This window comes from Mesonia oceanica (assembly GCF_902499555.1).
Taxonomy (GTDB): domain Bacteria; phylum Bacteroidota; class Bacteroidia; order Flavobacteriales; family Flavobacteriaceae; genus Mesonia; species Mesonia oceanica.
The window spans coordinates 14,465-37,027 of the sequence record NZ_CABVMM010000006.1; the positions used below are offsets into that span (position 1 = coordinate 14,465).

Below are 22,563 nucleotides of genomic sequence, written 5' to 3' on the forward strand. Positions count from 1 at the left end.
CTACTCAAAAAGAAACCAACTCCCTTAACTCTACCTCCAACGCCTGGGCAATTTCCAACAGCGAATAAATAGTTGGGTTCACTTTTCCGTTCTCTAACTTTTCAATGGCTTGTCTATCTTTATGGCAAGCACGGGCCAAATCAGACTGACTCCAGCCCTTTTGGGTTCTTAACTCAACCATACGCTGACCGACTTTCTTTTTAAGTTGTTCTTTATCCACAGAACAAATGTCAATGAATTATACGATAATTTCGTCAAGTAAATTCCTATTTCTTCTCAAACGGTACAGAAGTATGAAGTAAGAAATTTTGGTTAACTTAGTATCTAATTATTCCCAAATAAAATTTATACAAAACTGTTTACTAAAAATTAAAATGAATAGAAAAATTTGGGAACATAAAACATTTCGAAATGGAATTTTTCCTTGTCCAAAATGTTTTTCTGGCAGTTTGATTGGTCAAAATAAAATTTCTCAAATAACGGAAGGTGGCAAAGAATTATCAAGATATGGCTATCCATACGGAATTGATAATTTATTTTGTGGGATTTTAAAATGCAATAAATGTGATGCTATACTTTCTGTAAATGGATTACTTTTAACAAATATATTAGAAGAAATTGAGCTACCCAATGGGGAATATGATATAAAAGAAGTATCCATTAATAAACCAAAATTCTTTTATCCAAATTTGAGAATGTTCGATTTACCAACCCTAATACCCAAACAAATAATTGAACAAGTAGATTTAGCCTTCGCACATTACTTTTATGATAATAATACTTGTGCTAATAAAATTAGAACTTCAATAGAATTAATCTTAGATGATATAAAAGCACCAAAAAAAAGATTAAAAAATGGTAAACTGAAATTAATTCCTAATCTTCACCAACGAATAGCGCATTATAGTAAAACTAAACGTAAGTTATGTGAATTACTTTTAGCTCTAAAAATTATAGGAAACAAAGGAAGTCATAATCATAAATCAGAAACTAAAGATATTTTAGATGCTTTTGAAATTTTAGAATTAGTATTAGATAAAATCTACATAAAAACAACAGAAAGAATTGAAAGTTTAGCAAAAGATAAATTAAGAAGATAAACTAAAAGATATATCCAGCAATATCGATTATATATTTTCGAACACAATACCTTGAACATACAAGTCTGAAATTTTAACTATCTTAGTTTAAATCAATCCACAACTGACAATTATAAAATGCCTTTATGTTTCATTTTGAATAAAAAAACCGAATGATGAAAACTGAAAATATCCCAGGCTATATAATTTGGCTCAAATCATTAAAATCCAATAAAACTTTTCCTCACTTGGTTTTTTCAGCTGATGTTGATTCTATGACAACTGGAATGGTATCTTTAACAAGCAATATCGAAAATGAAATTGTTATATCAATATTGAATTCAAAAGAATATTCTTCCGATAAAAATGTAGAATGGGTTAAAAGAATTAACTCCGAATTAAATAGAAATGACCTTAAATATATAAAGTGGATAAGAAGTGAAAATTGTTCTCAAAAAAAGAAACTTTTTGAATCCTACAGAAATTATTGGAAAAGAGTTAAACCCTACAAAAATTATTATCAAGATATTTCAGACAGTGCTGGTGAATCTCTACAAATTGACAAGGAATCAATTTCTGATTTTATAAAAAACGGAGGTAATATTATCTCACATAAGTTTTATTAAACCAAAAAACGGAACCACAACAAAAACTAAACTAAAATCCAAAAACCTACCACCTAAAACCTAATCCCTAAAACCTACCACCTAACTCCTCCCGTGTTAGGGATAGAAGTGAAAAGCCCGTAAAGCAAAAGCAGCTAAAAAAACAAGCCTAGCAAGAGCGACGCAAGAAGCTTTTGCTAGGCTTTGGTTTTTTATGCTTTTACTGCGGACTTGCAACGGATAGCCCGGCCGTAGGCAACACCCTACTTTTCTAAAATCTGTTGAATATCGGGTTTAAAATAATTGGGACCTTTTAAAACCTTGCCATCTTCGCGGTAAATGGGTTTTCCATCGGCACCCAGTTTGCTCATATTGCTACGCTGTATTTCTTCAAACACCTCTTCTATTTTATGTTGCATCCCATGTTCGATAATCGTCCCACAGAGAATGTATAGCATATCGCCAAGCGCATCGGCCACTTCTACCATATCATTATTGTTGGCAGCTTCTAGGTATTCTTCGTTTTCTTCTTTCATCAGGTTAAAACGAAGCAAATTTTTAGCTTCTCCCAAACTAGCGGTTAATTCTTCTTTATAGCCCAAGCCAAAAGCGGTATGAAATTCTTTTACGGCGTCGATACGTTTCTTCATAATAATAGATTAATTTTGCCTAAAAATAGAAAAAATGTTTAGCCAAGGCCAATGGATGTTCGCTGTTTTTTTTGTGATTGCTTTTGTCATCATCATGATCATTAGCTACCGCAAAGACATTCAACTCCATAAAAAACACTACAAAGGCAGTTTATTAATCTTAGCGGGATTTCTTTTATTTATCGCCATCCTCTTTGTGATAAAAACTTATTTACGCTAAGACTACATTCGTTTTACTTGCTTTTCTACTGAATTAGTTATATTGGGACTTGAACAAAAAAAGCATATGATTACCACTATTCAACTCGATCAAGAAACCATTAAGGTAGATTTAGCGCAACCACTCGATATTTCAATCACCTTAAGCGGTGATGAAAACAACCCGATTGCTTGGTATTTAGAGCAACCTATCATCGAACCGGTAAAGGAAGGAAAATGGATTGCCAAAGTAACAGAAGGGGCTTCGGTAAATTTTAATAACATTCAATTTAATCCCCACGCCCACGGAACCCATACGGAATCTGTTGGTCATATTTCTGAGGAGTTTTACAGTGTGAACAAAGCGTTAAAGCAGTTTTTCTTTACAGCCAAAGTTATTTCTGTAGCGCCTGAAAATTACGGGGAAGATTTCGTGATTTCTAAAAAGCAACTTCAACGCTATGTAGCGAAAAATGAAGCGGAAGCTTTGGTGATTAGAACTTTACCCAATACCAAAAAGAAAAGACAACAAAAACACAGCCACACTAACTGGCCGTATGTATTGGAAGAAGCAGCTATTTATATTCGGGAATGTGGAATTAAACACCTACTGATTGATTTACCTTCGGTAGATAAAGAAAAGGATGACGGACTGCTCCTTGCCCACCGTGCTTTTTGGAATTATCCGGAAAACACTCGACTGGATGCTACGATTACTGAACTTATCTATGTTTCTAATAAAATTGAAGACGGCCATTATTTGCTGAACTTGCAAATTGCTTCTATAAAAAATGATGCAACACCAAGCAAACCGGTGCTTTATAAAATACTCTCCTAATCCCTCCCAAGGAGGGGAAATTGTTACGGTGATGTTTTGAAATTGAAATTTTAAAGAATGGTCACATTGAGCTTGTCGAAGTAGTTTCCAGTATCTCATCCTAATAGATTATTCAAATGAAAAAAGTAAATGATCTAACTTAAACCACTTTTTAATCAAAATGAAAACCTCATTAAAACTCGAAGAACTCGCGATGCTCCTCCTCGGCATCTACCTATTTTCTCAACTCCATTTATCGTGGTGGTGGTTCATCGGTTTATTTTTTGCGCCCGATATTGGGATGCTAGGCTATGCCGTCAACAATAAGGTTGGTGCGATGAGTTATAATCTATTTCATCATAAATTTGTGGCTATCGCTATTTATTTCCTCGGAATTTTTTTAACTTCTGAAATCGTACAGATGATAGGAATTGTACTTTTTTCACATTCCAGTTTCGATAGAATGCTGGGTTATGGACTTAAATTAAAAAAAGGGTTTAAATTTACACATCTGGGAGAAATAGGAAACTAACTATGGAATTACTCTTTATAGGTTTAGCCGCCGGTGCTATTGCAGCGTATTTTATTTACTCGCTTTTTAACTCTTCCAAACGGAAGGGAAAAGAAGAAAAACAGTCGGTGGTGTTAATGGAAAAAATTAGGGCCGTTTGTAAATTTATTACGGTAGAAGGCGACTTTTCTGAAATCTATCATTACCACAATGTAAAAGATAAATGGCTTAATCTTTTTTTAGGAAGCAAAAAAGCCTTGGTGCTTATTGAAGCCAAAGCCCATGTGGGTTTTGATTTAACCAAAATTAAAATGAATTCTGATGTAGAAAAGAAAACCATCTACCTCAGTAATTTTCCGCAGCCGGAGCTGCTCACCATCGAAACCGATTTTAAATATTACGATAAACGCGAAGGCTGGGCCAACCCATTTACTTCTTCAGATTTAACCGATATTAACCGGGAGGCCAAACAACACATCGTTGATAAAATTCCCAACAGTGGCTTGCTTAAAGAAGCTTCTTCCCAAGCGATGGACACCATTCAACTTATTGAAAAATTGGTAGAAACCATCAACTGGAAATTAGATTATTCTGCCTTAGAAATTCAGCAAGAAAACCTAAGTTTAGAAAACAAAACCAAAATTTTAAAAGATGTCTAACCTTCAGCTCATTATAGAAGAGCGCGCTGCCGATATTGGTAATTTTATGGTGGGCCGCTTATTGCCTTTTCGGCAAAAAAGAATGGTAGGACCGTTCGCATTTATCGACCATATGGGGCCGGCACATTTAAAAGCCGGAGAAAATTTAGATGTTCCCCCACATCCGCATATTGGGCTTTCTACCTTAACGTTTTTATTTGAAGGCAGCATTATTCATAAAGATAGTTTAGGCACCGAAATACAGATTAATCCCGGAGCCGTCAATTGGATGACCGCCGGCATAGGGATTGTTCATTCAGAAAGAACTCCGGAAAAGCTTCGTGAGCAAGAAAAAAACTTACACGGACTGCAAATCTGGGTAGCACTCCCTAAAGAACTAGAAAAAACAGCACCTTCCTTTGCGCACGTAGATGCTAAAGATATTCCCAGTTGGGAAGAAAACGGACTTCATTATAAGCTTATTGCCGGGAGAGCTTTCGGGAAATCTTCTCCTGTTCCCGTGCATAGCGATTTATATTTTATTGAAATTAAAAGTACCCAACGCCAAAAAGTAGCCATTGGTGAACATTTATTCGGAGAAAGTGCTTTGTATATTTTAGAAGGAAAAGTATTTAACGAAGGCTACGAATACGAACCTAAACAAATTTTAGTAGCGAAAGATGCTTCTTTGTGCGAGTTTGAAATGGAAGCCAATACCACCGTTTATATTTTTGGAGGAGAAACCTTTCCTGAAGAGCGCTTTATCCATTGGAATTTTGTTGCTTCTTCCAAAGAAACCATTCGGGAAGCACGGGAAAAATGGGAGAAACAGGAATTCCCTAAAGTTCCCGGAGAAACAGATTTTGTGCCTTTACCCGATATTACTTTTTAACGATGGATATTTTACAACTTCGCGAATATTGTTTAAGCTATAAAGGTGTCACAGAAGATTTTCCTTTTGATGAAGATACCTTGGTGTTTAAAGTGATGGGAAAAATGTTTGCGTTAGTAGGACTAGAAAAATGGGAATTGGGAAATGCTGCCATCAACTTAAAATGCGATCCGGATAAGGCCATTGAACTTCGTGAAAAATATCCCGAAGAAATTTACGGCGGATACCATATGAGCAAAAAACATTGGAACACCGTAGTGATCAACGGACCGCAACTTACTGAAAAACAAATCAAACATTTTATTACCCACAGTTATGAATTGGTGGTGAGTAAACTTACCAAAAAACAAAAGCAGGAATTAAAGGATATGGAATCATAAATTCTTCGGGAAGTTCTGTATTTTAGCAGTAAATACACTTCAACAGAGAATTCATGAAATCACCTTTATCGGTTTATCAAGATAAAATTGAACAGTACCAAACAGCATTAAGTAGCATTAAGAAAAAACTTTTTGCTTCCAGTATGCTTCGGTTAGCTGTTTTCTTAGTTTTTGCTTTTTTAGTTTATTACTTTTTCGGAAATACCTCCCTGGTTTTACTCTTTATCTTTTTAGGAATCGCTGGTTTCTTATTTTTAGTCTCCAGGCATACGGACTTGCAGCAGGAAAAAGAAAAGTTGAAACAGCTTATTGCATTGAACGAAACAGAAATCAAAGTTCTTCAACGGGATTTTCATCACCTTCCTAACGGAAAAGAATTTGTAAATCCGCAACACGAATTTAGTCAGGATATCGATTTATTTGGCGACCGTTCGTTTTTTCAATACCTCAACCGTACGGCACTCGCTTCGGGTAAACAAAAATTAGCCGATTTACTAAGCAGTAATGATATTCACCAAATTAAAGAAAAGCAAGAGGGCATTCAGGAACTTGCAGAAAAAATAGATTTTCGACAAGAATTCACCGCGATTGCCAACATGGTAAAAGCTAAAATTAAATCGTCAATTATTTTAGATTGGCTGAACGATTATCAGGCTTTCGTACCATCGATTTTTAAATGGCTACCTCAAGTATTTTCTATTGTTTCGTTAAGTTTACTTATTGCTTTATCGCTAGATTACATACACTGGTGGTATTTTGCAGGATGGTTTGCGATAGGCTGGTTAATTATTGGCAGATTTTCCAAAAAAGTGAATGAACTCTCGCACTATTTAGGGGAAGTGCAAAACACTTTTCAACAGTATCATTTGTTATTAGAACTTATTGAAACAGCAACTTTTGAAGCTGAATTCAATCAAGAACAACAAAACCGTATCCACGATGAACAGAAAAAAGCTTCCCTATTGCTAAAAGAATTCTCGAAAACCATCGATGCGTTGGAACGTAAAAACGTATTGTTTTTTGGGCAAGCCATAAGTGGTTTTATGCTTTGGGATTTATGGAAAGCTTATGAATTGGAACAGTGGATGAATCAACATTACAATCGCGTAGAAAATTGGTTTGAAGTCATCGATTTTTTTGATGCTTATAATTCCTTGGGAGGTTTTGCTTTTAACCATCAGCAATATACCTTCCCGAAAATTCAGCAAAATCAAGTGATTTTAAAAACTACTGAAGCCGTACATCCGTTAATCAATCCTACCGATGCGGTGACCAACGATTACCAAATCAATAAAGAAGAATTTTTTATTATCACCGGTGCCAATATGGCGGGGAAAAGTACTTTTCTAAGAACGGTTTCTTTACAAATTATGATGGCCAACGTGGGACTTCCGGTTTGCGCCAAAACTTGTGAATATTCGCCCATTAAACTCATCACAAGTATGCGAACGGTAGATTCTTTAGCTGATGAAGCCTCGTATTTTTATTCAGAATTAAGTCGGTTAAAGTTTATTGTGGATGAAATTAAAAATGACGAATACTTTATTATTCTCGATGAAATCTTAAAAGGAACCAACTCTACCGACAAGGCGATTGGCTCTCGAAAATTTGTCGAAAAACTCGTCAACTCCCACTCCTCCGGAATCATTGCAACGCATGATTTAAGTTTATGTGAAGTAGCGAAAGAATTGCCGCAAGTGAAAAATCATTATTTTGATGCAGAAATCATCAACGATGAATTGCATTTTGATTATCGATTTAAAGATGGAATTTGCCAAAATATGAATGCGTCGTTTTTACTTCGTAAAATGAATATTGTGGATAGTTAGAGGTTAGAAAGATTTTAATTTTTGAGGTGAATGAAAATTTTTCAGCTTCAAATTTTTTAAAAGTTATCCTTGCTAATTATGATATAACTCCAGATGAAGTGAGGAATGATGATAAGTCAAAATTTTAAAATTATAATTAAAAAATCGTAATGAGATCCTGAAACAAGCCCGAATGCCGGACGGACAGGTCCAGGATAACGAAATCAAAACTTCAACTTCGATTTCAATTTAAAATAATAGAAAATGGATTCATTAACACAAATCGTTTTGGGGGCTGCCGTTGGCGAAGCCGTATTAGGGAAAAAAGTGGGCAATAAAGCGATGCTTTACGGAGCCATAGCCGGTACCATTCCTGATTTTGATACTTTTGCGTCCCATTTTACCGATACGGTTACCGCCTTAGAAATTCATCGTGGTTTCACCCATTCTATCGTCTTCTCTGTAGTTTTTGCACCCATTTTTGGCTGGCTCGTCTCGCGCTGGGAAAAGAAAGCAAGTTGGAAAAACTGGTCGTGGCTGTTTTTCTGGGGATTTCTCACCCATCCGTTGTTAGATGCCCATACCACTTGGGGAACCCAATTATTCTGGCCTTTGGATCTTCGCTTGGCATATAAGAATATTTTTGTTATCGATCCGCTTTACACCTTGCCTTTCTTAATCTTTGTCATCTTGGCGATGCGGCAAAAACGTACTTCTCCTCAACGAAGAAAATTAAATAATTGGGGACTAATCATTAGTTCTGCTTATATGCTGATTACCCTTATCCTGAAAGGAATTACCTATCAAAAGTTTGAAAATGCCCTTCAGCAACAAAACATTCCATATTCAGCAATTGAAACCAAACCTTCTCCGTTCAACACAATTTTATGGAGCGCTAATGTAGCTACAGAAGATGCTTATTTAATCGGTCATTATTCCTTATTCGATTCGCAACCCATTCAGTTTACCGCTTACCCAAAACATCATGAATGGTTAGGAGACTTTAAAAAGGAAGAGAAAATACAACGTCTTATCAAGATTACCAAAGGCTGGTACACCATCACCAAAGAAAATGGAAATTTATACCTCAACGATTTACGCTTTGGTTTATTAGGCTTTTCACCAGCAGCTAACAACTTTACGTTCAGCTTTCTACTAGAGAAGAAAAATGGAGAAGTCATCATTACCGAAAAAGAAAGAAACACCCAAGAAGCAAAAAAATTAGTGGGAGAATTGTGGGATAGGATTAAAGGAAATTAACATATAGACGATCTTTTTATACTTAGTTCTACACGATAAATTCAACACGTTTTTATTTTAAAAAATCTACCACGCATAGCCTGAAAAAGACTTCACTTTATGATGTATTATCTGTAGTGATTTAAGGAAAATGAAATAAAAATTCGTTATTTTTATTAATTAAACTTTCATCTGCAGTTCCCGTCATATTCTCCAGTCATTATAAAAGTGTTTTTTATTAATGATTCTAGCCATTAAATATCCTGAACAATGAATCATTTAAATATTAAGTTTAAAACTATAGAAGATATTTTTTCTTCTTTAGCTGAAAAATTGAAAATTGGATACAAAGAAACACTTGGCGAATATTCACTATTAATCCCTAAGGATGTTGGTGAAGGATTAATAAATGGTTTTCAATTTCCTAGTGGTTTATCGCTATATAATTTTTCCTGTAAATTTAACTCGACTACTCTAATTTCATTCAAACATCAAACTATAAATCCAGTAAAAATTATTCAGTGTATTCAAGGCTCTATAGAAAGTTGGTTAAAAAGTGAAAAAAAAAAACACCTACTAAAACCTCACCAATACACGATTGTTTCATCTCGATTAGGTGAAGACCATACACTTAGATTTGAAAAGGATGTAGCTTATAAAATATCGTATTTAGAAGTAAATCGTGAGATTTACACGGAAAGTTTACCATTCAACATCAACGATGCCAATCCATTATTCTACGACTTATTTCATAATTCTCATATCTTATATGGTCATCTTTTACCTTCAAGTTTTAATATTTTTACTTCCGAGATTGTAAAAGCGGTATGGGAATGTGATCTTAAAGGTTTACCTAGAATAAATTTTTTAGGGGCAAAAGTTTTAGAAATGATGGCTTCCACCTTATCTACTTATCAAAAAGATATCATTCGTAATAGGCATAAAGGGCTAAAACCTGAAGAATACGATGCTATTAGTTTAATTGCTAATACAATTAACCACAATTTACAAGAAAGAAAAACCAATAAGCAATTGGCAGAAATCGCTGGTATGACAGAACGTCAATTACAAAATTGCTTTCACAAAGTATATGGTAAAACTGTAAATGAATATATACAAGATTTACGCTTGTCGCGAGCATTAGAACTTTTACAAACCAATGAAAATAGTATTAGTGAGGTGGTTAACTCTATAGGCTTGAGCAGTCATAGTTATTTTTCTCGAAAATTTAAAGATAAATACGGTATCTCTCCCAGAGATTTAATAAAGTCTTCATAGGTAATTTACTACCTATATGTGATAATATTTATAAAATACCGCTAAAATTCATTACTATTTATTTTCAAATTTGTGCTCAACTAATAAAAACCTTGAAGTGCCATACAGGTATTATACTTATCTAAGATTTGCCTATATAGCTTAATTAAATAAAATTATAAAAGTCATAAGTTTAAAAGAAAATCAAAGCTTACTTAACAGAATACTTTCTATTTCTTTTTACCTAAAGAAATATTCCTGTATATGCACTTCAGTTATAATATAATTTAAACTTGATGCAAAAAGCTGCACGATTATTAAAAGAAAATAATAAAGAGATCATCAAAAAATGGGAAGAAAAAGTTAATTCTGAAATTGAAGTTTCCCAGAAAACCAGTAGTCTAGCCTTAAGGAATCAACTTCCGCACATATTGGAAGATATAGCGGAAATAATGGAAAGACATAATGACTTTGAACCTGCAAAGAATGATGAAGAATACAAAAAAATCATTAAAAACAGTTTAGACCACGGAAGGCATAGAGCGACCACTACAAATTATACTGTTGCTGAAATTTTAAAAGAATACTTTGTACTATATCGTGTGTTAACAGATAATTTAAGGGAAGCAAACGTCTACGATGAAAGTACCAGCAGCATTTTAAAATACACGTTAGAAATGGCTATGATAAAATCTGCCAGTTCTTTTACGAGTGCCATTAATGATATGAAAGAAAAGCTGGTAGGTACATTAGCGCATGATATTAGGAACCCGATATCTTACGCTTTTTTAGCTTTAGATCTACTTGATCCCGAAGATTCTCCAGAGACTATTGAAGAAACAAAAAAAATGGCTACCAGTAGTCTTAATTACTCCTTAAAACTTATTGAAGGCTTGCTAGATGCTATTAGTGTGGAAGCAGGAGAAGGAATCACACTGAATTTTGAAAAAGCAAACATTTATAAAGATATTGAATGGGTAATAGAAGAAGCTAAAATGATATTTACCCCAGAAATCATATTAACCTCTAACTCTTCTAGTATTATCGGGGTTTTTGATGGTACCGCCATAAGAAGAATGTTAGAAAACCTTGTCACCAATGCGGTGAAGTATGGCGATCAAACTCACCCCATACAAGTAAACGTTCACGAATTTGAGAATAGTTTTAATCTCACTGTTCACAATAAAGGTATACCTATTCCTGAAGAGAAGCAAGCTGAAATTTTTAATTACTTAGAACAAAGTAAATCTTATAACGGAGATGGCATAAGAAGCTGGGGGATTGGATTAAGTTTAGTTAAAGCCGTTACAGAGGCTCACGGCGGTGAAGTTGAACTCACCAGTACTAAAAAACAAGGAACCACTTTTAAAATAAAAATCGAAAAATATAAAAACAAACCCGGTAAAGTAAAATCCCTTATCACTTATAAATAAACCTCATTTCTTCTTCATCGATGAAGAAGAAATGAGGTCCAGTATAAAATTTTATCTTTGGGTATTTTTAAAACCTAACTTTCAGCATCTTTTTTAAAGTCAGATAATCGAATCGAATCTGACTTTTCGTTATAAACTAAATTGGTTGCCAATTCAAAAAGATGGGCTTGGGTTTCAAAAAAATGCATCATATAACCGGCAGTATTTACAAATACTACCACGTCATTGATTTCTGGAAGTTTTGGTAAACTTATTTTTCGTTTTAATAGTACATCTCGTTCTAAACAATAAGCACCGGTAAAATAAACCTCTACAGCATCAGCTTTATCTTCATTTAAATCGGCATACATCACGTAAGGATCTAACATAAAATCTGCACTTGAACTCATCATTTGGCTCATATTCATTTCTAAACCAACCAACCATTGCCCCTTGGCATCTTGTTTACGATGCACTACTTTTGCCATCGTGATTCCAGATTGATTCACCAAAGATCGACCTGGTTCGATACGAATTTCTAAATTTTGATTTCGAAGTAAGGAAGCAATGGTGTTTTCATCCTTATCTGAATATTCCAGAATTTTAGTTAAAAATTCACCACTATTTATTTCGTTATAATAAGGATAGGTTTTTCGCTCTCCTTTTATAATTCCATCTTCAAGCCAATATCCGAGTCCATTATTATTGAAAGTAACCGATGAAGTTTCACCCTTTAAACTTTCTTTCAACCTTGCATCAAAATCTAACCATTCTGCTTTACTTTCTAAATAGTTGATTAAAATACCTCCTCCCATATCTATAAACCGAAAAGAAAAGCCTTTATTCTTGAGTCTTTTTATCAGCTCAATACACTGTAACAAAGCTTCGCTTCTTTGATGTGTGGAATAACCATCTAAATGAAAATGCAAACCTTCTACATTAAACCTACTTAACTTTTTATCTTCTCCTACTTGCGTCATTAAATAGTCTTCTACTTCATCGATATCAAAGCCAAAACGACTATAAAGTTTTTCGCCATCTACGCTAAATCCGCTTAATCGGAAACCTACGCGTGCTTGGCAATCAAGCTCTTGGGCCAAGTTATTGATCAGTATACATTCATCATGATTATCAATAATGATAGGCACTTGATGTTGAAGTGCCATACGAATTTGTTTTTCTGTTTTTATAGCGGAAGTAAGCACTAAATGATCTCCATCACCCCCAAGTGCTAACGATTGTTCAAGTTCGCGTTCACTAGCGGTATCGACACCAATATTTTCTAATAAGGCTCGCTTAACGAAAGCCTTAGCTTTATTAGCTTTTCTTGCGTAAAACAGTTGAGCTTTAACTTGATGCTGCTGAAAAACTTCTTTAAAGACAGTGCAATTTTTAGCAAAAGAATTGGGATTTAGAATATTCATCGGAGAACCATAGGTGGCAAAAAGCGCTTGAACCAACTCCGGTTCTTTCATAATTTTATGCATCCAATCGGATGTAATTGGGGTAAGTCCTTTTTGTTGATTTCCTTTTGTATAAGTACTTTTACTCATGTAATCTTAATTCTTAATTAGTTGTATTTATTGCTTTTACAGCATTCTTCGCCCAGATTGATCCAAAATCATTTCTACTTCTGGAAAGGCTATCATTATCAAAGGTTACGCCTTCCGTAGGAGTTCCATAAACGGTGATATTATCAATTACTTTTCCTTCTTCATCTATCGGATTTCCATTTTCTGTTAAATCAATGCCGCCGGTAAAATAACTATTCTCAGCATCTACATTCTGAAAGGGTCTTACCAAACCACTTTTTAAAAGATGTTGGTAAAGTCGGGAACATTGTGTTTTCATATTCATTTTAGGAATACGCGCATCAATATGATAATCGATCTCTACCTGATGATTGGTATTACTTAATGAAGTGCTGATGGCTAATTTTTGATGAGCCAGTTGTTCTAGTTGAGGAGATTTGCCGAAGGTAAAATCAAGAAGTTCAACTTTTAAAAGCGCTAACATCTTATACATATTTTCTAGCGGCGGTCCGTAGCTAATGCGGTTAAAAAATGGCGCATACTCGGTATCAAAAACTTGATGTGATTTTGCCGTAAGTCCGCCAAAGCTATAGAGTTCATTAAATATCGGACTAATATCATGCCAGGCACTAATAGCAGCCAACAATGGACTTTTACTTGCTAACGACACTTGTGCCAATGTTTCTTCTAAATATTGCCTTACCGTAGAAGAATTATAATTCTCATTGCTTGAAAAAGGATCTTTCAGTTCGTCAAAATTAAACCCTTTTTCAGCTGGATGCTTATGATGAAAAGTTTCGATTTCTTTCTGCATCTCTTCAAACGCTAAAGCATCAGTTAGCGTTTCACCTGCATTTTTAAAAGCTAACTTATAGTAACGATAAGTAAATTCCTTTTGAATCAAGGGTAATAATTCTTCTTCAAAATTGAATTTATACGATGAGTTTTTCTTCAGCTTATGAATATGTTCAACAGTAAAAAAACGCAATGATGGCGAGCTGGGCATTGCTCCTACTCTTGGAATCATGGGCGCACCAGACCTAGAATAAGGATAGATGAGTCGAGGCTCGTTTCCCGATTTGATATAGTGCATTTCTTCAGCTTTTCCTAAAAAACTTCCTTCTCTTCCTTCCGTTAAAGCTAAACACGCATCTATAAATGTTAACCCCATTCCTTTTATCGCTACGACTGAATTTGTGTGAACAGTTAACAATCTTCTAGATACGGGATATATAAAATCAATAGTAGAAGCATTTTTCTTTTCTTTTGCTGAAACCGGAGTTAAATTACCAGCGTGTCCTGTGGTTAACAGCAACTGATTCACCTGTACTATTTCTTTTCTATGCGAAAAAGATGAAGTTTCAATCTGTAGGAATTCGTCTTTTCTAGAAATAGCCACTACTTCTTCTGTATGCTCATGAAATTTTACATTTTTAGGAGCTTCAGCTACTAAAACTTCAAAACAATAAGAAAGGTATTTACCAACAGTGCTACGGGATGAAATTTTTTTTGTTAAGGAACTCTCTTCCTCCTCTAAATAGTCACTCAACCAACTTACATAATTCTTTAATCGGGAGGTAATAGGCTCAGGTTTTGTTGTGGGACGAATGTCTATTTTTTCATTAGCAAAATTCATTTTTAAATAACTAGGCTGGTTGGTTCTATACACATCTCCCGCCCCAAAAAAATGATTCTTATTGTAAAGATGAATATGAATTTTCCCTTCAATCTCCGCCTCTTTTATAGTAGCCAATAAACGCTCTAACCCATATAAACCTTTGGGACCGACACCAATAATCGCTACATTAAATTCAGAAACAGGTTGAACCTTCCAACCTCCAATGGGAGTTAACGAATCATAAACTCCGGGAATATGCTTTAGCAACCATTCTTGGTTATAAATAGTATCTAAATACCTATTTCCTCCATCGCTCAATAAAAGTGCACAGCGTGCTCCTTCTTCTAATTGAGATTCATACTTATGAAAAGCACTAATAATGGCTCCAGAGGAACCGCCAACTAAAATACTCTCCTTTTTGAGCAACTCCCAACACCCCATGGCACATTCAAGATCATTCACTTTAATAAAATCGTGAATATAATGTTCATTTAAAAATTGTGAAGTTACGCCGGCCCCATGGCCCGGTATATTTCTAGGTCCTGCTTCACCTCCAAAAAGAACACTTCCTACGGCATCTACGGCAATGATTTTTGTTTGAGGATGATGTTCTTTTATGTAACTCGCACATCCCATTAAAGTACCACAAGTACTGGTGGCCACAAAAAGATAATCCAAGCTTCCCGCTAGTGCCTCATAAATTTCTTTAGTGGTTTGGTGATGCGTTAGCGGATTATTGAGATTCCCGTATTGGTTACTCCAATAACTATTTTTAGTAGTTTGAAGAAGTTCTTTTACTTTGGCCAATCGGGCACCAAGAAATCCTCCTTCCGGTAAAGGTTCGGTCACCATTTTGATGGTAGCACCATAGGTTTGCAATAACTGTTCAGTAGCCTTATTTAATTTAGGGTCTACCACGACAATTAATTTTAAATCTAATAACAAGCAAGCTTGCGCAAGACCAATGGCCATATTGCCTGAACTAGACTCAATTACGGTATCTCCCTTTTTTAAATCTCCCGACGCTATTGCTTTTTGAAGAATATTATAAGAAGTTCTATCCTTTACACTCCCACTGGGATTAAAACTTTCGAGTTTCGCAAAAACTTCTGTGGTAGCGCTAACAGGAATATGCTTTAATCTTACTAATGGGGTATCTCCAATCGTTTCCAAAATAGAATTGGAAACCTGAAGTTGTTCTCTTACGGCCGCATTCATCTTCTAATAATAAGTTTTCTTGGTTTTGAAATAAATGTAGACACATTTATTCATAACAAAATCCTTATTAATGAAACAATAACAGAATTTCATAATATTTTAAAAAATAAACGGAATCAAAAAAGATTCAGCCTATTCTTTCCTCGAAATAATTGCTTGAAGGAATTTATGGAGTAAAATGGTATCGAGAAGTAAATGCTCTAAAAAACAGATGCCAATGTTCAGCTAAGCGTAAATTGAAACGTGTTTGTATTTTCTAAGTTAGATTCAGCCTCGATTTCAACTTCATCACCCTGAATGTTTTTATGACTTCATTAACCTAGTTTTATTGAAAAAACCTACAATTTAGCTAAAAATAACAGCTATGAGTAAATCCAAAAGCAGAAAACGATATAAGAAAAAAAGGTACGTACTTCCTATTACCATTGTCGTTCTTCTTATTGCTTTTCGACTTTACTTGCCCACACTCATCAAAAACTACGTTAATAAAGTGTTAGCCGATATTCCCGGGTACTATGGGCAAGTGGAAGATATCGACCTATCGCTAATCACGGGAGCTTATACGATTAACGGACTTTACCTCAACAAGAAAACCGCTGAAAGTGAAATCCCTTTTTTAAATTTTCCCGAAACCGATATTTCTATTGAATGGAAATCACTCTTCAAGGGTAAAATTGTAAGTGAAATAGAAATGAAAAGTCCGGAAGTAATTTATGTTTTTGAAGATCAGGAAAAAACTGCTGAAGAAGAACCAGATAAAGAAGACTGGACGAAAGCCTTAACCGATTTGGTTCCACTCGATGTGAACGATTTTCAAGTCTATAACGGAAAATTGGCGTTTGTACAGTTACAAGCAGATCCCAACATTGACCTGTACATCAACGATTTGCGTTTAAGTGCGCAAAACCTAAGAAATGTAAAGCAAACCGAACGTAAGTTACCTTCACCGGTGACTGCCAGCGGAACGAGTATAGGAAACGGAAAACTCAATCTTGACGGTAGAATCAACCTAATTAAAGAAATACCCGATATGGATGTTTCCCTTTCGTTGGAAGGAGCTAGTGTAACCGCTCTTAATGATTTTACGAATTATTATGCCGGACTTGATTTTGAAGAAGGTACGATGGGGGTTTATACCGAATTTGCAATTGCCGATGGTTATTTAAAAGGGTATGTAAAACCTTTGCTAAAAGACACGAAATTAATCGGTAAGGAAGACGGCTTTTTAGAAACGCTTTGGGAAGGTTTTGTAGGCGTGTTTAAATTTATTCTGAAAAACCAAGGAACCGATACCTTAGCCACCAAAGCACCTATTGAAGGAGACTTGAATCAAACCAAAACCAAAATCTGGCCTACGGTTTTTAATATCTTTAAAAATGCTTGGATCTCTGCCTTTAAAGGACAAGTAGATGAAGATATTGAGTTTAAAGATGCCTTTCAGGAAGAAAAGAAAAAGTAATTTGATTATTCAGTAATTATTTCAATTGAAAAATAAAAAAACCTCTTCCGTTGGAAGAGGTTTTTTGGTTGTGATTACTTTTTAAGCTTAGCAAAATGCTTATAAAAGAACGGAATGGTTTCAATTCCTTTTAAGTAATTCCAAACGCCAAAATGTTCGTTGGGAGAATGGATGGCATCGGTATCCAAACCAAAGCCCATCAAAATGGTTTTACTTTGCAATTCTTTTTCAAATAGAGAAACAATAGGAATACTTCCTCCACTTCGCTGCGGAATGGGTTCTTTTCCAAATACCTCTTTATAAGCATCACTGGCAGCTTGGTATTCAATTCCATCGATAGGCGTTACGTAACCTTGACCTCCGTGATGTGGTTTTACTTTTACGGTAACTCCACTTGGCGCAATACTTTCAAAATGGTTTTTGAAAAGTTCGGTAATTTCTTTCCAATCTTGGTGAGGTACCAAACGCATCGAAATTTTCGCATAAGCTTTACTCGGAATAACGGTCTTCGCTCCTTCTCCAATATAACCACCCCAAATTCCGTTAACATCTAAGGTTGGTCGAATGGAATTTCTTTCATTCGTCGTATAGCCTTCTTCCCCATAGACGTCATTCAAGTCTAAGGCCTTTTTATAGTTCTCTAAATTGAAAGGCGCTTCTGCCATTTTCGCTCGTTCTTCTTGGGTAAGCTCTTCTACTTTATCATAGAAACCGGGAATGGTAATGTGTTTATTTTCATCATGAAGGGAAGCAATCATTTTGGTCAACACATTGATAGGATTGGCTACTGCACCACCATACAATCCCGAATGTAAATCGCGATTAGGGCCCGTCACTTCTACTTCCACATAACTCAATCCGCGTAAACCGGTGGTGATCGATGGCGTATCTTTGGCAATCATTCCCGTATCGGAAATTAAAATCACATCATTTTTCAACTTTTCATGATTGCGTTCAATAAACCAACCTAAGTTTTCACTTCCTACCTCTTCCTCTCCTTCAATCATAAACTTTACATTACACGGTAAATCATCATTCTTTACCATGTATTCTAAAGCTTTCACATGCATATACATTTGTCCTTTATCGTCACAAGCGCCACGTGCAAAAATAGCCCCTTCAGGATGCGCTTCGGTTTTTTTAATGACCGGTTCAAAAGGAGGCGAATCCCACAAGTTAATAGGATCGGGTGGTTGTACATCATAATGGCCGTACACTAATACGGTTGGTAAATTTTTGTCAATTATTTTCTCTCCGTAAACCACGGGATATCCTGGTGTTTCACAAATTTCCGTAAGCTCACATCCGGCTTTTGCCAAACTTTCCTTGACGGCTTCTGCCGTAGCTAAGACATCTTTTTTATAAGCTGAATCGGCACTGATGGAAGGTATTTTTAATAGTTCTACAAGTTCTTGTAAAAAACGTTCTTTATGCTCTTCTATATAAGCTTTGCTTTTGTTCATGGATATTCAAAATTTGATGAAATGCCAAGATACCAACAAGTTTTTAAAAAGTGAAATTTTCTATCATTACTTTCTTTGAATATTAAAATGTTTATTTATATTTGCATCCGCTTAGCAAACCGTCCTAAGTTTGTTGCTAAGTATTATGCGGGCGTGGTGGAATTGGTAGACACGCTAGACTTAGGATCTAGTGCCGCGAGGTGTGAGAGTTCGAGTCTCTCCGCCCGCACAAAAAAAGCTTCTCAAATCGAGAAGCTTTTTTTATTTCTAGCTTTTTCTATTTTAAATATCAAACCCTTATATTTATTCCAATAATCAATAAAACAATATTTATTTACTATGAAAAAACTTAGCCTCAGCCTATTAGCCCTTTTTTGCTTAGTAGGTGCTCAAGCCCAATTTACGACTCCTGATACCGGAGTAAATTGGAACCTTCAAGATTTATTGAACGCCAATTCATCTCCACTTATTTTCAACGGAAGCAGCTATACATTAACCGAAGATTTAATTATTTCAGAAAATGATAGCTTCAACCTCAGCACTGCAGATTCATTATATGTAGATCAAGATGTGCTTATTCAAGTGTATGGTAGCTTTACTAGTAACCCTGCAAGTGGAGAAATGGTAATTACGGCTACCGATAGTTTAACGCCCTATGAAGGACTACGATTTGAAAATGATTCTCAAATTAGTATTAACAATACGGTAATCAAAAACGGAGGTGGTTTACGTGTTCTTACCCCAAATTTTTCACTTACCAATAGCTATTTAGCGTATAATGTAAGTGGTGCTGCAACCGGAGCTGTGGTTTCTGTTTCTTACGGATCGCCAATTATAGAAAACAATACCTTTTTAGAAAACGATTTACCTGCAGTTGCTTCAGGAGCTAACCAAGAAGTCGCTGCCATTATAACGGGTAACTATTTAGAAGGAAATGGACAAAGTAACCAAAACCGACCTCAAATTAATATGGGTCCTAGTGGAATCGATACTTTGAAAATCACACAGAATACGATTATTGGAGATCCCGCAATGACCCAAGTAGGTGGTATTGCTGTAGCGAACTTAACCGGTGGTGAAATTAGAGCTATTATCGATAATAATACGATAAGTAATAATCGCTACGGAATTACAGTGGTTGGCGGAAATTCATTCGCCTACATTAGAAATAATACAATTGAAAACAACAACACTCAAGGAAGTCCTAATCTTGGTGGAAGCGGAATTTCTTTAAACTCTTCGTCTAATACGCAACAAGTTGTAGCGACAAACAATGAGATTAGAGGGAATTTATGGGGAATTACCGTTATTGGTGAAGCCTCGATTAATTTAGGAGATAATTCAGACAACCCCGGTGGAAATATTTTTGCTAACAATGGGAATGGTGGAAACACTTATGCCCTTTACAACAATACTTCAAATACGATTACCGCATTGCATAATTGCTGGATTGAAGGGCAAACAAACACCTTAGCAGATGCTGAGAGTGTGATCTTTCATCAAGCTGATGATAATACTTTAGGTGAAGTACTTTATGATCCTGTTGGCTGCGGAAACCTAGCTGTAAATAATAATGAATTGGAAGCGATAACTTTTTACCCTAATCCTGCTTCTAACCAATTTTTGGTTGAAAATATTCAGCAATTAGAAAGTTTGAAAATTTTTGATTTGAGCGGAAAACAGGTTCAATTTCAAAAGCTCGATAAAGGAAATAATCGTATAAATATTTCTCTACATTCCGGAGTTTATTTCGTTCAATTTAATAATGGGAAGCAGACCATCACAGAAAAATTGATCGTAAAATAAGAAGTGATAATATTGTAAATAATAAAAACTCCGGTCATATAGATCGGAGTTTTTATTTCGCTGATATATAACATTCCAAAATGATAATGATCACCTTAAGGCTTTTCCCTAGCTTTTTTAAGATTAACTTTAGTGGTTTATGCTAAATTCACGCCAAACAAGTAGCCTACTAAAGCCGTTAACCCCATCGCTGCTGTGCCCCAGAAGGTGATACGAACAACAGCTTTTTTAATAGTTGAGCCTCCCATTTTTGCGGATAACATTCCTAAAATGATTAAGAATAAAATGGCAGAGGCATATAAGAAATATTCCATCAAATTTATGGGAGCAAACAAAGTGACCAATAGTGGTAAAAGGCCGCCTGCGCTAAAAGATATAAACGACGCCCCTGCTGCTTGAAATGGTTTAGCATGGACTATTTCGTTAATTCCTAATTCATCTCTTACATGGGTTCCCAGAACATCAAAAGCTGTAAGTTCCTTAGCCACGAGCATAGCTGTTTCTTTTTTTAATCCTCGTTTTTCATAAATTTCAGCTAGCCGTTGCAATTCTAACTCCGGCATTTCTTTAAGCTCTTGTTTTTCACGATCGATATCGGCATTTTCAATATCGTTTTGTGAACTTACCGAAACATATTCTCCTGCTGCCATGGATAAAGCACCTGCCACTAATCCGGCAACTGTTGCCAAAATAATAGGTGCTCTAAAATTATTCGCTGCAGCCACACCAATAGAAAGACTGGCAGTAGACAAAATACCATCGTTAGCACCAAGCACTGCTGCTCTTAACCAATTGCTTCTATTGATATAATGATTTTCTAAATAGTCGTCTAGTGAATTTGACTTATCCATAATTTGTTTTTTTAATTCAATATCTGAAAAACTTTTAAATCCCCTTGATGCCGGTCATAGATTTTTTAATTCCTTTAAAAAAAACAATACATTTACATGGTTGCCAGGCCAAAAGTACTTTCTATCTTTCATTTGGCTCCCGTAGCATCTACATATTTTCTTAGCTATTAAGGCCTAATCCTTTACATGTTATTGTTTTGTAATGAAGCGGATTTAAACATAAAAAGCCATTGTATATCCTAGTTAGTATTCTTACAATTCAAATATTCAATAAAATGGTTTAAGTATCGATGAAAGGCTTCTTAAGATTTGCTTAAGTTTGATCATCATGCAGGATCAATTAAAATCAAGCCTGTTTTTTAGATTAGGATATATTTTAATGAAATGTTTTTGCTCATTTTTATTCAGCTAAGATGCCTTTACCTTTACTATTAGCTAGCTCATTTTCAGTATACTTCTATAATATATTAGAAGCATTTTTTAGGAAAGAAAGAATAATAACTTCTAAAGTTAAGTTTATGGAGTATAAAAAAGAGGCTGTCTAAAAAGATGATTTTCGTCAACCTGAACGTGTTTCAGGTTCTCCTACTAAATTGATCATTAGCAGGATGAGATTCTGAATTAAATTCAGAATGACGATTTTTGACCCTTTTTATACAGCCTCTTTACAATAATTGTTTTCCGATATGGAAAATAATATTTATGGAAATTCTGCTCCACCATAAAGTCCATAATTATCACCTATAGGATAAGCAAGGGTAACAAGTATGGAGTTCCTTCCTTTATGTACGGTAAATGTTCCACCTACGTTAACCGTATTCCCTGTATTATTTCCATTTACAAAGATGTATAATGTTGGAGCAGGGTCGCCGGTAACTTTAAGTGTATAATGAGTAGCGGTCTCACTAACTATTGTTATGGTTCCATAGGGAACAAAAAAATTCATTTCACAATCGTTTAATTTCTTCGCATTGTCAATTGGTGTTGCAAACGCAAAAAAGCTTAAACATAAAACTAGAGAGGTTAAAATAACTTTTTTCATAATATATGTTTTTAAGTTAATATTACTCTAATTTACAAAATAAAATCAGACTAAATACATATTTCATAGATAAAAGCGTTTTGAGGAA

Annotated in this window: 21 protein-coding genes and 1 tRNA gene; 15 read left to right on the forward strand and 7 right to left on the reverse strand. The window is 35.1% G+C overall.

The genetic code is table 11. From position 1 onward, the window contains the following. Window positions 1-4 precede the first annotated feature (4 nt). On the reverse strand, window positions 5-181 hold the full coding sequence (locus FVB9532_RS08280) for a type II toxin-antitoxin system RelB family anti-toxin (RefSeq protein ID WP_228482274.1): 177 nt from the start codon (window positions 179-181) through the stop codon (window positions 5-7). A 193-nt stretch (window positions 182-374) separates the two neighbouring features. Between FVB9532_RS08280 and FVB9532_RS08285 the strand changes: the two genes are divergently transcribed. Together FVB9532_RS08285 and FVB9532_RS08290 are read left to right on the forward strand one after the other, a co-directional pair. Beyond that, entirely contained in the window at window positions 375-1,100 is a 726-nt protein-coding gene (locus tag FVB9532_RS08285; protein ID WP_150544750.1) for a DUF4145 domain-containing protein, read from the forward strand. A 155-nt stretch (window positions 1,101-1,255) separates the two neighbouring features. Then, the gene (locus tag FVB9532_RS08290; protein ID WP_150544751.1) at window positions 1,256-1,705 is read left to right on the forward strand and encodes a serine hydrolase family protein; all 450 of its coding nucleotides are present in this window, start codon (window positions 1,256-1,258) and stop codon (window positions 1,703-1,705) included. 242 nt (window positions 1,706-1,947) lie between these two features. On the opposite strand, the gene FVB9532_RS08295 is transcribed toward FVB9532_RS08290, so the two are convergent. Next, window positions 1,948-2,334 carry a pyrophosphohydrolase domain-containing protein gene (locus FVB9532_RS08295; protein WP_150544752.1) on the reverse strand — a complete coding sequence of 129 codons (387 nt, stop codon included), beginning with the start codon at window positions 2,332-2,334 and terminating at the stop codon, window positions 1,948-1,950. Window positions 2,335-2,368: 34 nt separating this feature from the next. Between FVB9532_RS08295 and FVB9532_RS08300 the strand changes: the two genes are divergently transcribed. The 10 genes from FVB9532_RS08300 to FVB9532_RS08345 all read left to right on the forward strand — a co-directional run bounded on the left by FVB9532_RS08300 (window position 2,369) and on the right by FVB9532_RS08345 (window position 11,507). Continuing rightward, a complete protein-coding gene (locus FVB9532_RS08300) occupies window positions 2,369-2,554 on the forward strand; it encodes a DUF3810 domain-containing protein (protein ID WP_150544753.1) in 186 nt (61 codons plus the stop codon). A gap of 66 nt (window positions 2,555-2,620) precedes the next feature. Continuing rightward, window positions 2,621-3,370: a cyclase family protein gene (locus FVB9532_RS08305; RefSeq protein ID WP_150544932.1), complete on the forward strand. Its 750-nt coding sequence runs from the start codon at window positions 2,621-2,623 to the stop codon at window positions 3,368-3,370. A gap of 160 nt (window positions 3,371-3,530) precedes the next feature. Next, window positions 3,531-3,881, forward strand: a complete 351-nt coding sequence (locus tag FVB9532_RS08310) for a DUF4260 domain-containing protein (RefSeq protein ID WP_150544754.1) — start codon at window positions 3,531-3,533, stop codon at window positions 3,879-3,881. 2 nt (window positions 3,882-3,883) lie between these two features. Then, the gene (locus FVB9532_RS08315) at window positions 3,884-4,519 is read left to right on the forward strand and encodes a DUF4230 domain-containing protein (protein WP_150544755.1); all 636 of its coding nucleotides are present in this window, start codon (window positions 3,884-3,886) and stop codon (window positions 4,517-4,519) included. Further along, window positions 4,512-5,390, forward strand: coding sequence for a pirin family protein (locus FVB9532_RS08320; protein WP_150544756.1), 879 nt, complete (start codon window positions 4,512-4,514; stop codon window positions 5,388-5,390). Before FVB9532_RS08315 ends, FVB9532_RS08320 begins: the two co-directional genes overlap by 8 nt. 2 nt (window positions 5,391-5,392) lie before the next feature. Beyond that, a complete protein-coding gene (locus FVB9532_RS08325; protein ID WP_150544757.1) occupies window positions 5,393-5,770 on the forward strand; it encodes an MmcQ/YjbR family DNA-binding protein in 378 nt (125 codons plus the stop codon). Between the two features lie 53 nt (window positions 5,771-5,823). Next, window positions 5,824-7,599, forward strand: coding sequence for a MutS-related protein (locus FVB9532_RS08330; protein WP_150544758.1), 1,776 nt, complete (start codon window positions 5,824-5,826; stop codon window positions 7,597-7,599). 243 nt (window positions 7,600-7,842) lie between these two features. Then, window positions 7,843-8,838 (forward strand): metal-dependent hydrolase, encoded by a 996-nt coding sequence (locus tag FVB9532_RS08335; RefSeq protein WP_150544759.1) that lies wholly within the window; start codon window positions 7,843-7,845, stop codon window positions 8,836-8,838. A gap of 249 nt (window positions 8,839-9,087) precedes the next feature. Continuing rightward, the gene (locus FVB9532_RS08340) at window positions 9,088-10,095 is read left to right on the forward strand and encodes a helix-turn-helix transcriptional regulator (protein ID WP_150544760.1); all 1,008 of its coding nucleotides are present in this window, start codon (window positions 9,088-9,090) and stop codon (window positions 10,093-10,095) included. A gap of 275 nt (window positions 10,096-10,370) precedes the next feature. After that, on the forward strand, window positions 10,371-11,507 hold the full coding sequence (locus FVB9532_RS08345) for a sensor histidine kinase (protein ID WP_150544761.1): 1,137 nt from the start codon (window positions 10,371-10,373) through the stop codon (window positions 11,505-11,507). A 74-nt stretch (window positions 11,508-11,581) separates the two neighbouring features. Here the strand turns inward: FVB9532_RS08345 and FVB9532_RS08350 are convergent, their stop codons facing one another. Together FVB9532_RS08350 and sbnA are read right to left on the reverse strand one after the other, a co-directional pair. After that, window positions 11,582-13,039, reverse strand: a complete 1,458-nt coding sequence (locus FVB9532_RS08350) for a type III PLP-dependent enzyme domain-containing protein (protein WP_150544762.1) — start codon at window positions 13,037-13,039, stop codon at window positions 11,582-11,584. A gap of 13 nt (window positions 13,040-13,052) precedes the next feature. After that, window positions 13,053-15,854 carry a 2,3-diaminopropionate biosynthesis protein SbnA gene (gene sbnA, locus FVB9532_RS08355; protein WP_150544763.1) on the reverse strand — a complete coding sequence of 934 codons (2,802 nt, stop codon included), beginning with the start codon at window positions 15,852-15,854 and terminating at the stop codon, window positions 13,053-13,055. A 364-nt stretch (window positions 15,855-16,218) separates the two neighbouring features. Between sbnA and FVB9532_RS08360 the strand changes: the two genes are divergently transcribed. Then, window positions 16,219-17,313: a DUF748 domain-containing protein gene (locus tag FVB9532_RS08360; RefSeq protein WP_150544764.1), complete on the forward strand. Its 1,095-nt coding sequence runs from the start codon at window positions 16,219-16,221 to the stop codon at window positions 17,311-17,313. A 74-nt stretch (window positions 17,314-17,387) separates the two neighbouring features. Here the strand turns inward: FVB9532_RS08360 and FVB9532_RS08365 are convergent, their stop codons facing one another. After that, complete coding sequence (locus FVB9532_RS08365) at window positions 17,388-18,776, reverse strand: dipeptidase (protein ID WP_150544765.1); 1,389 nt, start codon at window positions 18,774-18,776, stop codon at window positions 17,388-17,390. A 147-nt stretch (window positions 18,777-18,923) separates the two neighbouring features. On the opposite strand from FVB9532_RS08365, the gene FVB9532_RS08370 reads away from it, so the two are divergent. Both FVB9532_RS08370 and FVB9532_RS19885 read left to right on the forward strand, forming a co-directional pair. Further along, window positions 18,924-19,005 (forward strand) — tRNA-Leu (locus FVB9532_RS08370). A gap of 110 nt (window positions 19,006-19,115) precedes the next feature. Next, window positions 19,116-20,582, forward strand: a complete 1,467-nt coding sequence (locus tag FVB9532_RS19885; RefSeq protein ID WP_150544766.1) for a T9SS type A sorting domain-containing protein — start codon at window positions 19,116-19,118, stop codon at window positions 20,580-20,582. Window positions 20,583-20,719: 137 nt separating this feature from the next. Here the strand turns inward: FVB9532_RS19885 and FVB9532_RS08380 are convergent, their stop codons facing one another. Together FVB9532_RS08380 and FVB9532_RS08385 are read right to left on the reverse strand one after the other, a co-directional pair. Further along, window positions 20,720-21,433: a VIT1/CCC1 transporter family protein gene (locus tag FVB9532_RS08380; RefSeq protein WP_150544767.1), complete on the reverse strand. Its 714-nt coding sequence runs from the start codon at window positions 21,431-21,433 to the stop codon at window positions 20,720-20,722. Window positions 21,434-22,133: 700 nt separating this feature from the next. Further along, window positions 22,134-22,475 carry a hypothetical protein gene (locus tag FVB9532_RS08385; RefSeq protein WP_150544768.1) on the reverse strand — a complete coding sequence of 114 codons (342 nt, stop codon included), beginning with the start codon at window positions 22,473-22,475 and terminating at the stop codon, window positions 22,134-22,136. Between the last annotated feature and the right edge of the window lie 88 nt (window positions 22,476-22,563).

Bases quoted from the DNA above. Each gene is read 5' to 3' on its own strand.
- FVB9532_RS08345 (WP_150544761.1), top strand. From the start codon at position 10,371: ATGCAAAAAGCTGCACGATTATTAAAAGAAAATAATAAAGAGATCATC.
- sbnA (WP_150544763.1), bottom strand. From the start codon at position 15,854: ATGAATGCGGCCGTAAGAGAACAACTTCAGGTTTCCAATTCTATTTTG.
- FVB9532_RS08300 (WP_150544753.1), top strand. From the start codon at position 2,369: ATGTTTAGCCAAGGCCAATGGATGTTCGCTGTTTTTTTTGTGATTGCT.
- FVB9532_RS08310 (WP_150544754.1), top strand. From the start codon at position 3,531: ATGAAAACCTCATTAAAACTCGAAGAACTCGCGATGCTCCTCCTCGGC.
- FVB9532_RS08315 (WP_150544755.1), top strand. From the start codon at position 3,884: ATGGAATTACTCTTTATAGGTTTAGCCGCCGGTGCTATTGCAGCGTAT.
- FVB9532_RS08360 (WP_150544764.1), top strand. From the start codon at position 16,219: ATGAGTAAATCCAAAAGCAGAAAACGATATAAGAAAAAAAGGTACGTA.
- FVB9532_RS19885 (WP_150544766.1), top strand. From the start codon at position 19,116: ATGAAAAAACTTAGCCTCAGCCTATTAGCCCTTTTTTGCTTAGTAGGT.
- FVB9532_RS08365 (WP_150544765.1), bottom strand. From the start codon at position 18,776: ATGAACAAAAGCAAAGCTTATATAGAAGAGCATAAAGAACGTTTTTTA.
- FVB9532_RS08350 (WP_150544762.1), bottom strand. From the start codon at position 13,039: ATGAGTAAAAGTACTTATACAAAAGGAAATCAACAAAAAGGACTTACC.
- FVB9532_RS08385 (WP_150544768.1), bottom strand. From the start codon at position 22,475: ATGAAAAAAGTTATTTTAACCTCTCTAGTTTTATGTTTAAGCTTTTTT.
- FVB9532_RS08335 (WP_150544759.1), top strand. From the start codon at position 7,843: ATGGATTCATTAACACAAATCGTTTTGGGGGCTGCCGTTGGCGAAGCC.
- FVB9532_RS08295 (WP_150544752.1), bottom strand. From the start codon at position 2,334: ATGAAGAAACGTATCGACGCCGTAAAAGAATTTCATACCGCTTTTGGC.
- FVB9532_RS08320 (WP_150544756.1), top strand. From the start codon at position 4,512: ATGTCTAACCTTCAGCTCATTATAGAAGAGCGCGCTGCCGATATTGGT.
- FVB9532_RS08285 (WP_150544750.1), top strand. From the start codon at position 375: ATGAATAGAAAAATTTGGGAACATAAAACATTTCGAAATGGAATTTTT.
- FVB9532_RS08280 (WP_228482274.1), bottom strand. From the start codon at position 181: ATGGTTGAGTTAAGAACCCAAAAGGGCTGGAGTCAGTCTGATTTGGCC.
- FVB9532_RS08330 (WP_150544758.1), top strand. From the start codon at position 5,824: ATGAAATCACCTTTATCGGTTTATCAAGATAAAATTGAACAGTACCAA.
- FVB9532_RS08325 (WP_150544757.1), top strand. From the start codon at position 5,393: ATGGATATTTTACAACTTCGCGAATATTGTTTAAGCTATAAAGGTGTC.
- FVB9532_RS08305 (WP_150544932.1), top strand. From the start codon at position 2,621: ATGATTACCACTATTCAACTCGATCAAGAAACCATTAAGGTAGATTTA.
- FVB9532_RS08290 (WP_150544751.1), top strand. From the start codon at position 1,256: ATGAAAACTGAAAATATCCCAGGCTATATAATTTGGCTCAAATCATTA.
- FVB9532_RS08380 (WP_150544767.1), bottom strand. From the start codon at position 21,433: ATGGATAAGTCAAATTCACTAGACGACTATTTAGAAAATCATTATATC.
- FVB9532_RS08340 (WP_150544760.1), top strand. From the start codon at position 9,088: ATGAATCATTTAAATATTAAGTTTAAAACTATAGAAGATATTTTTTCT.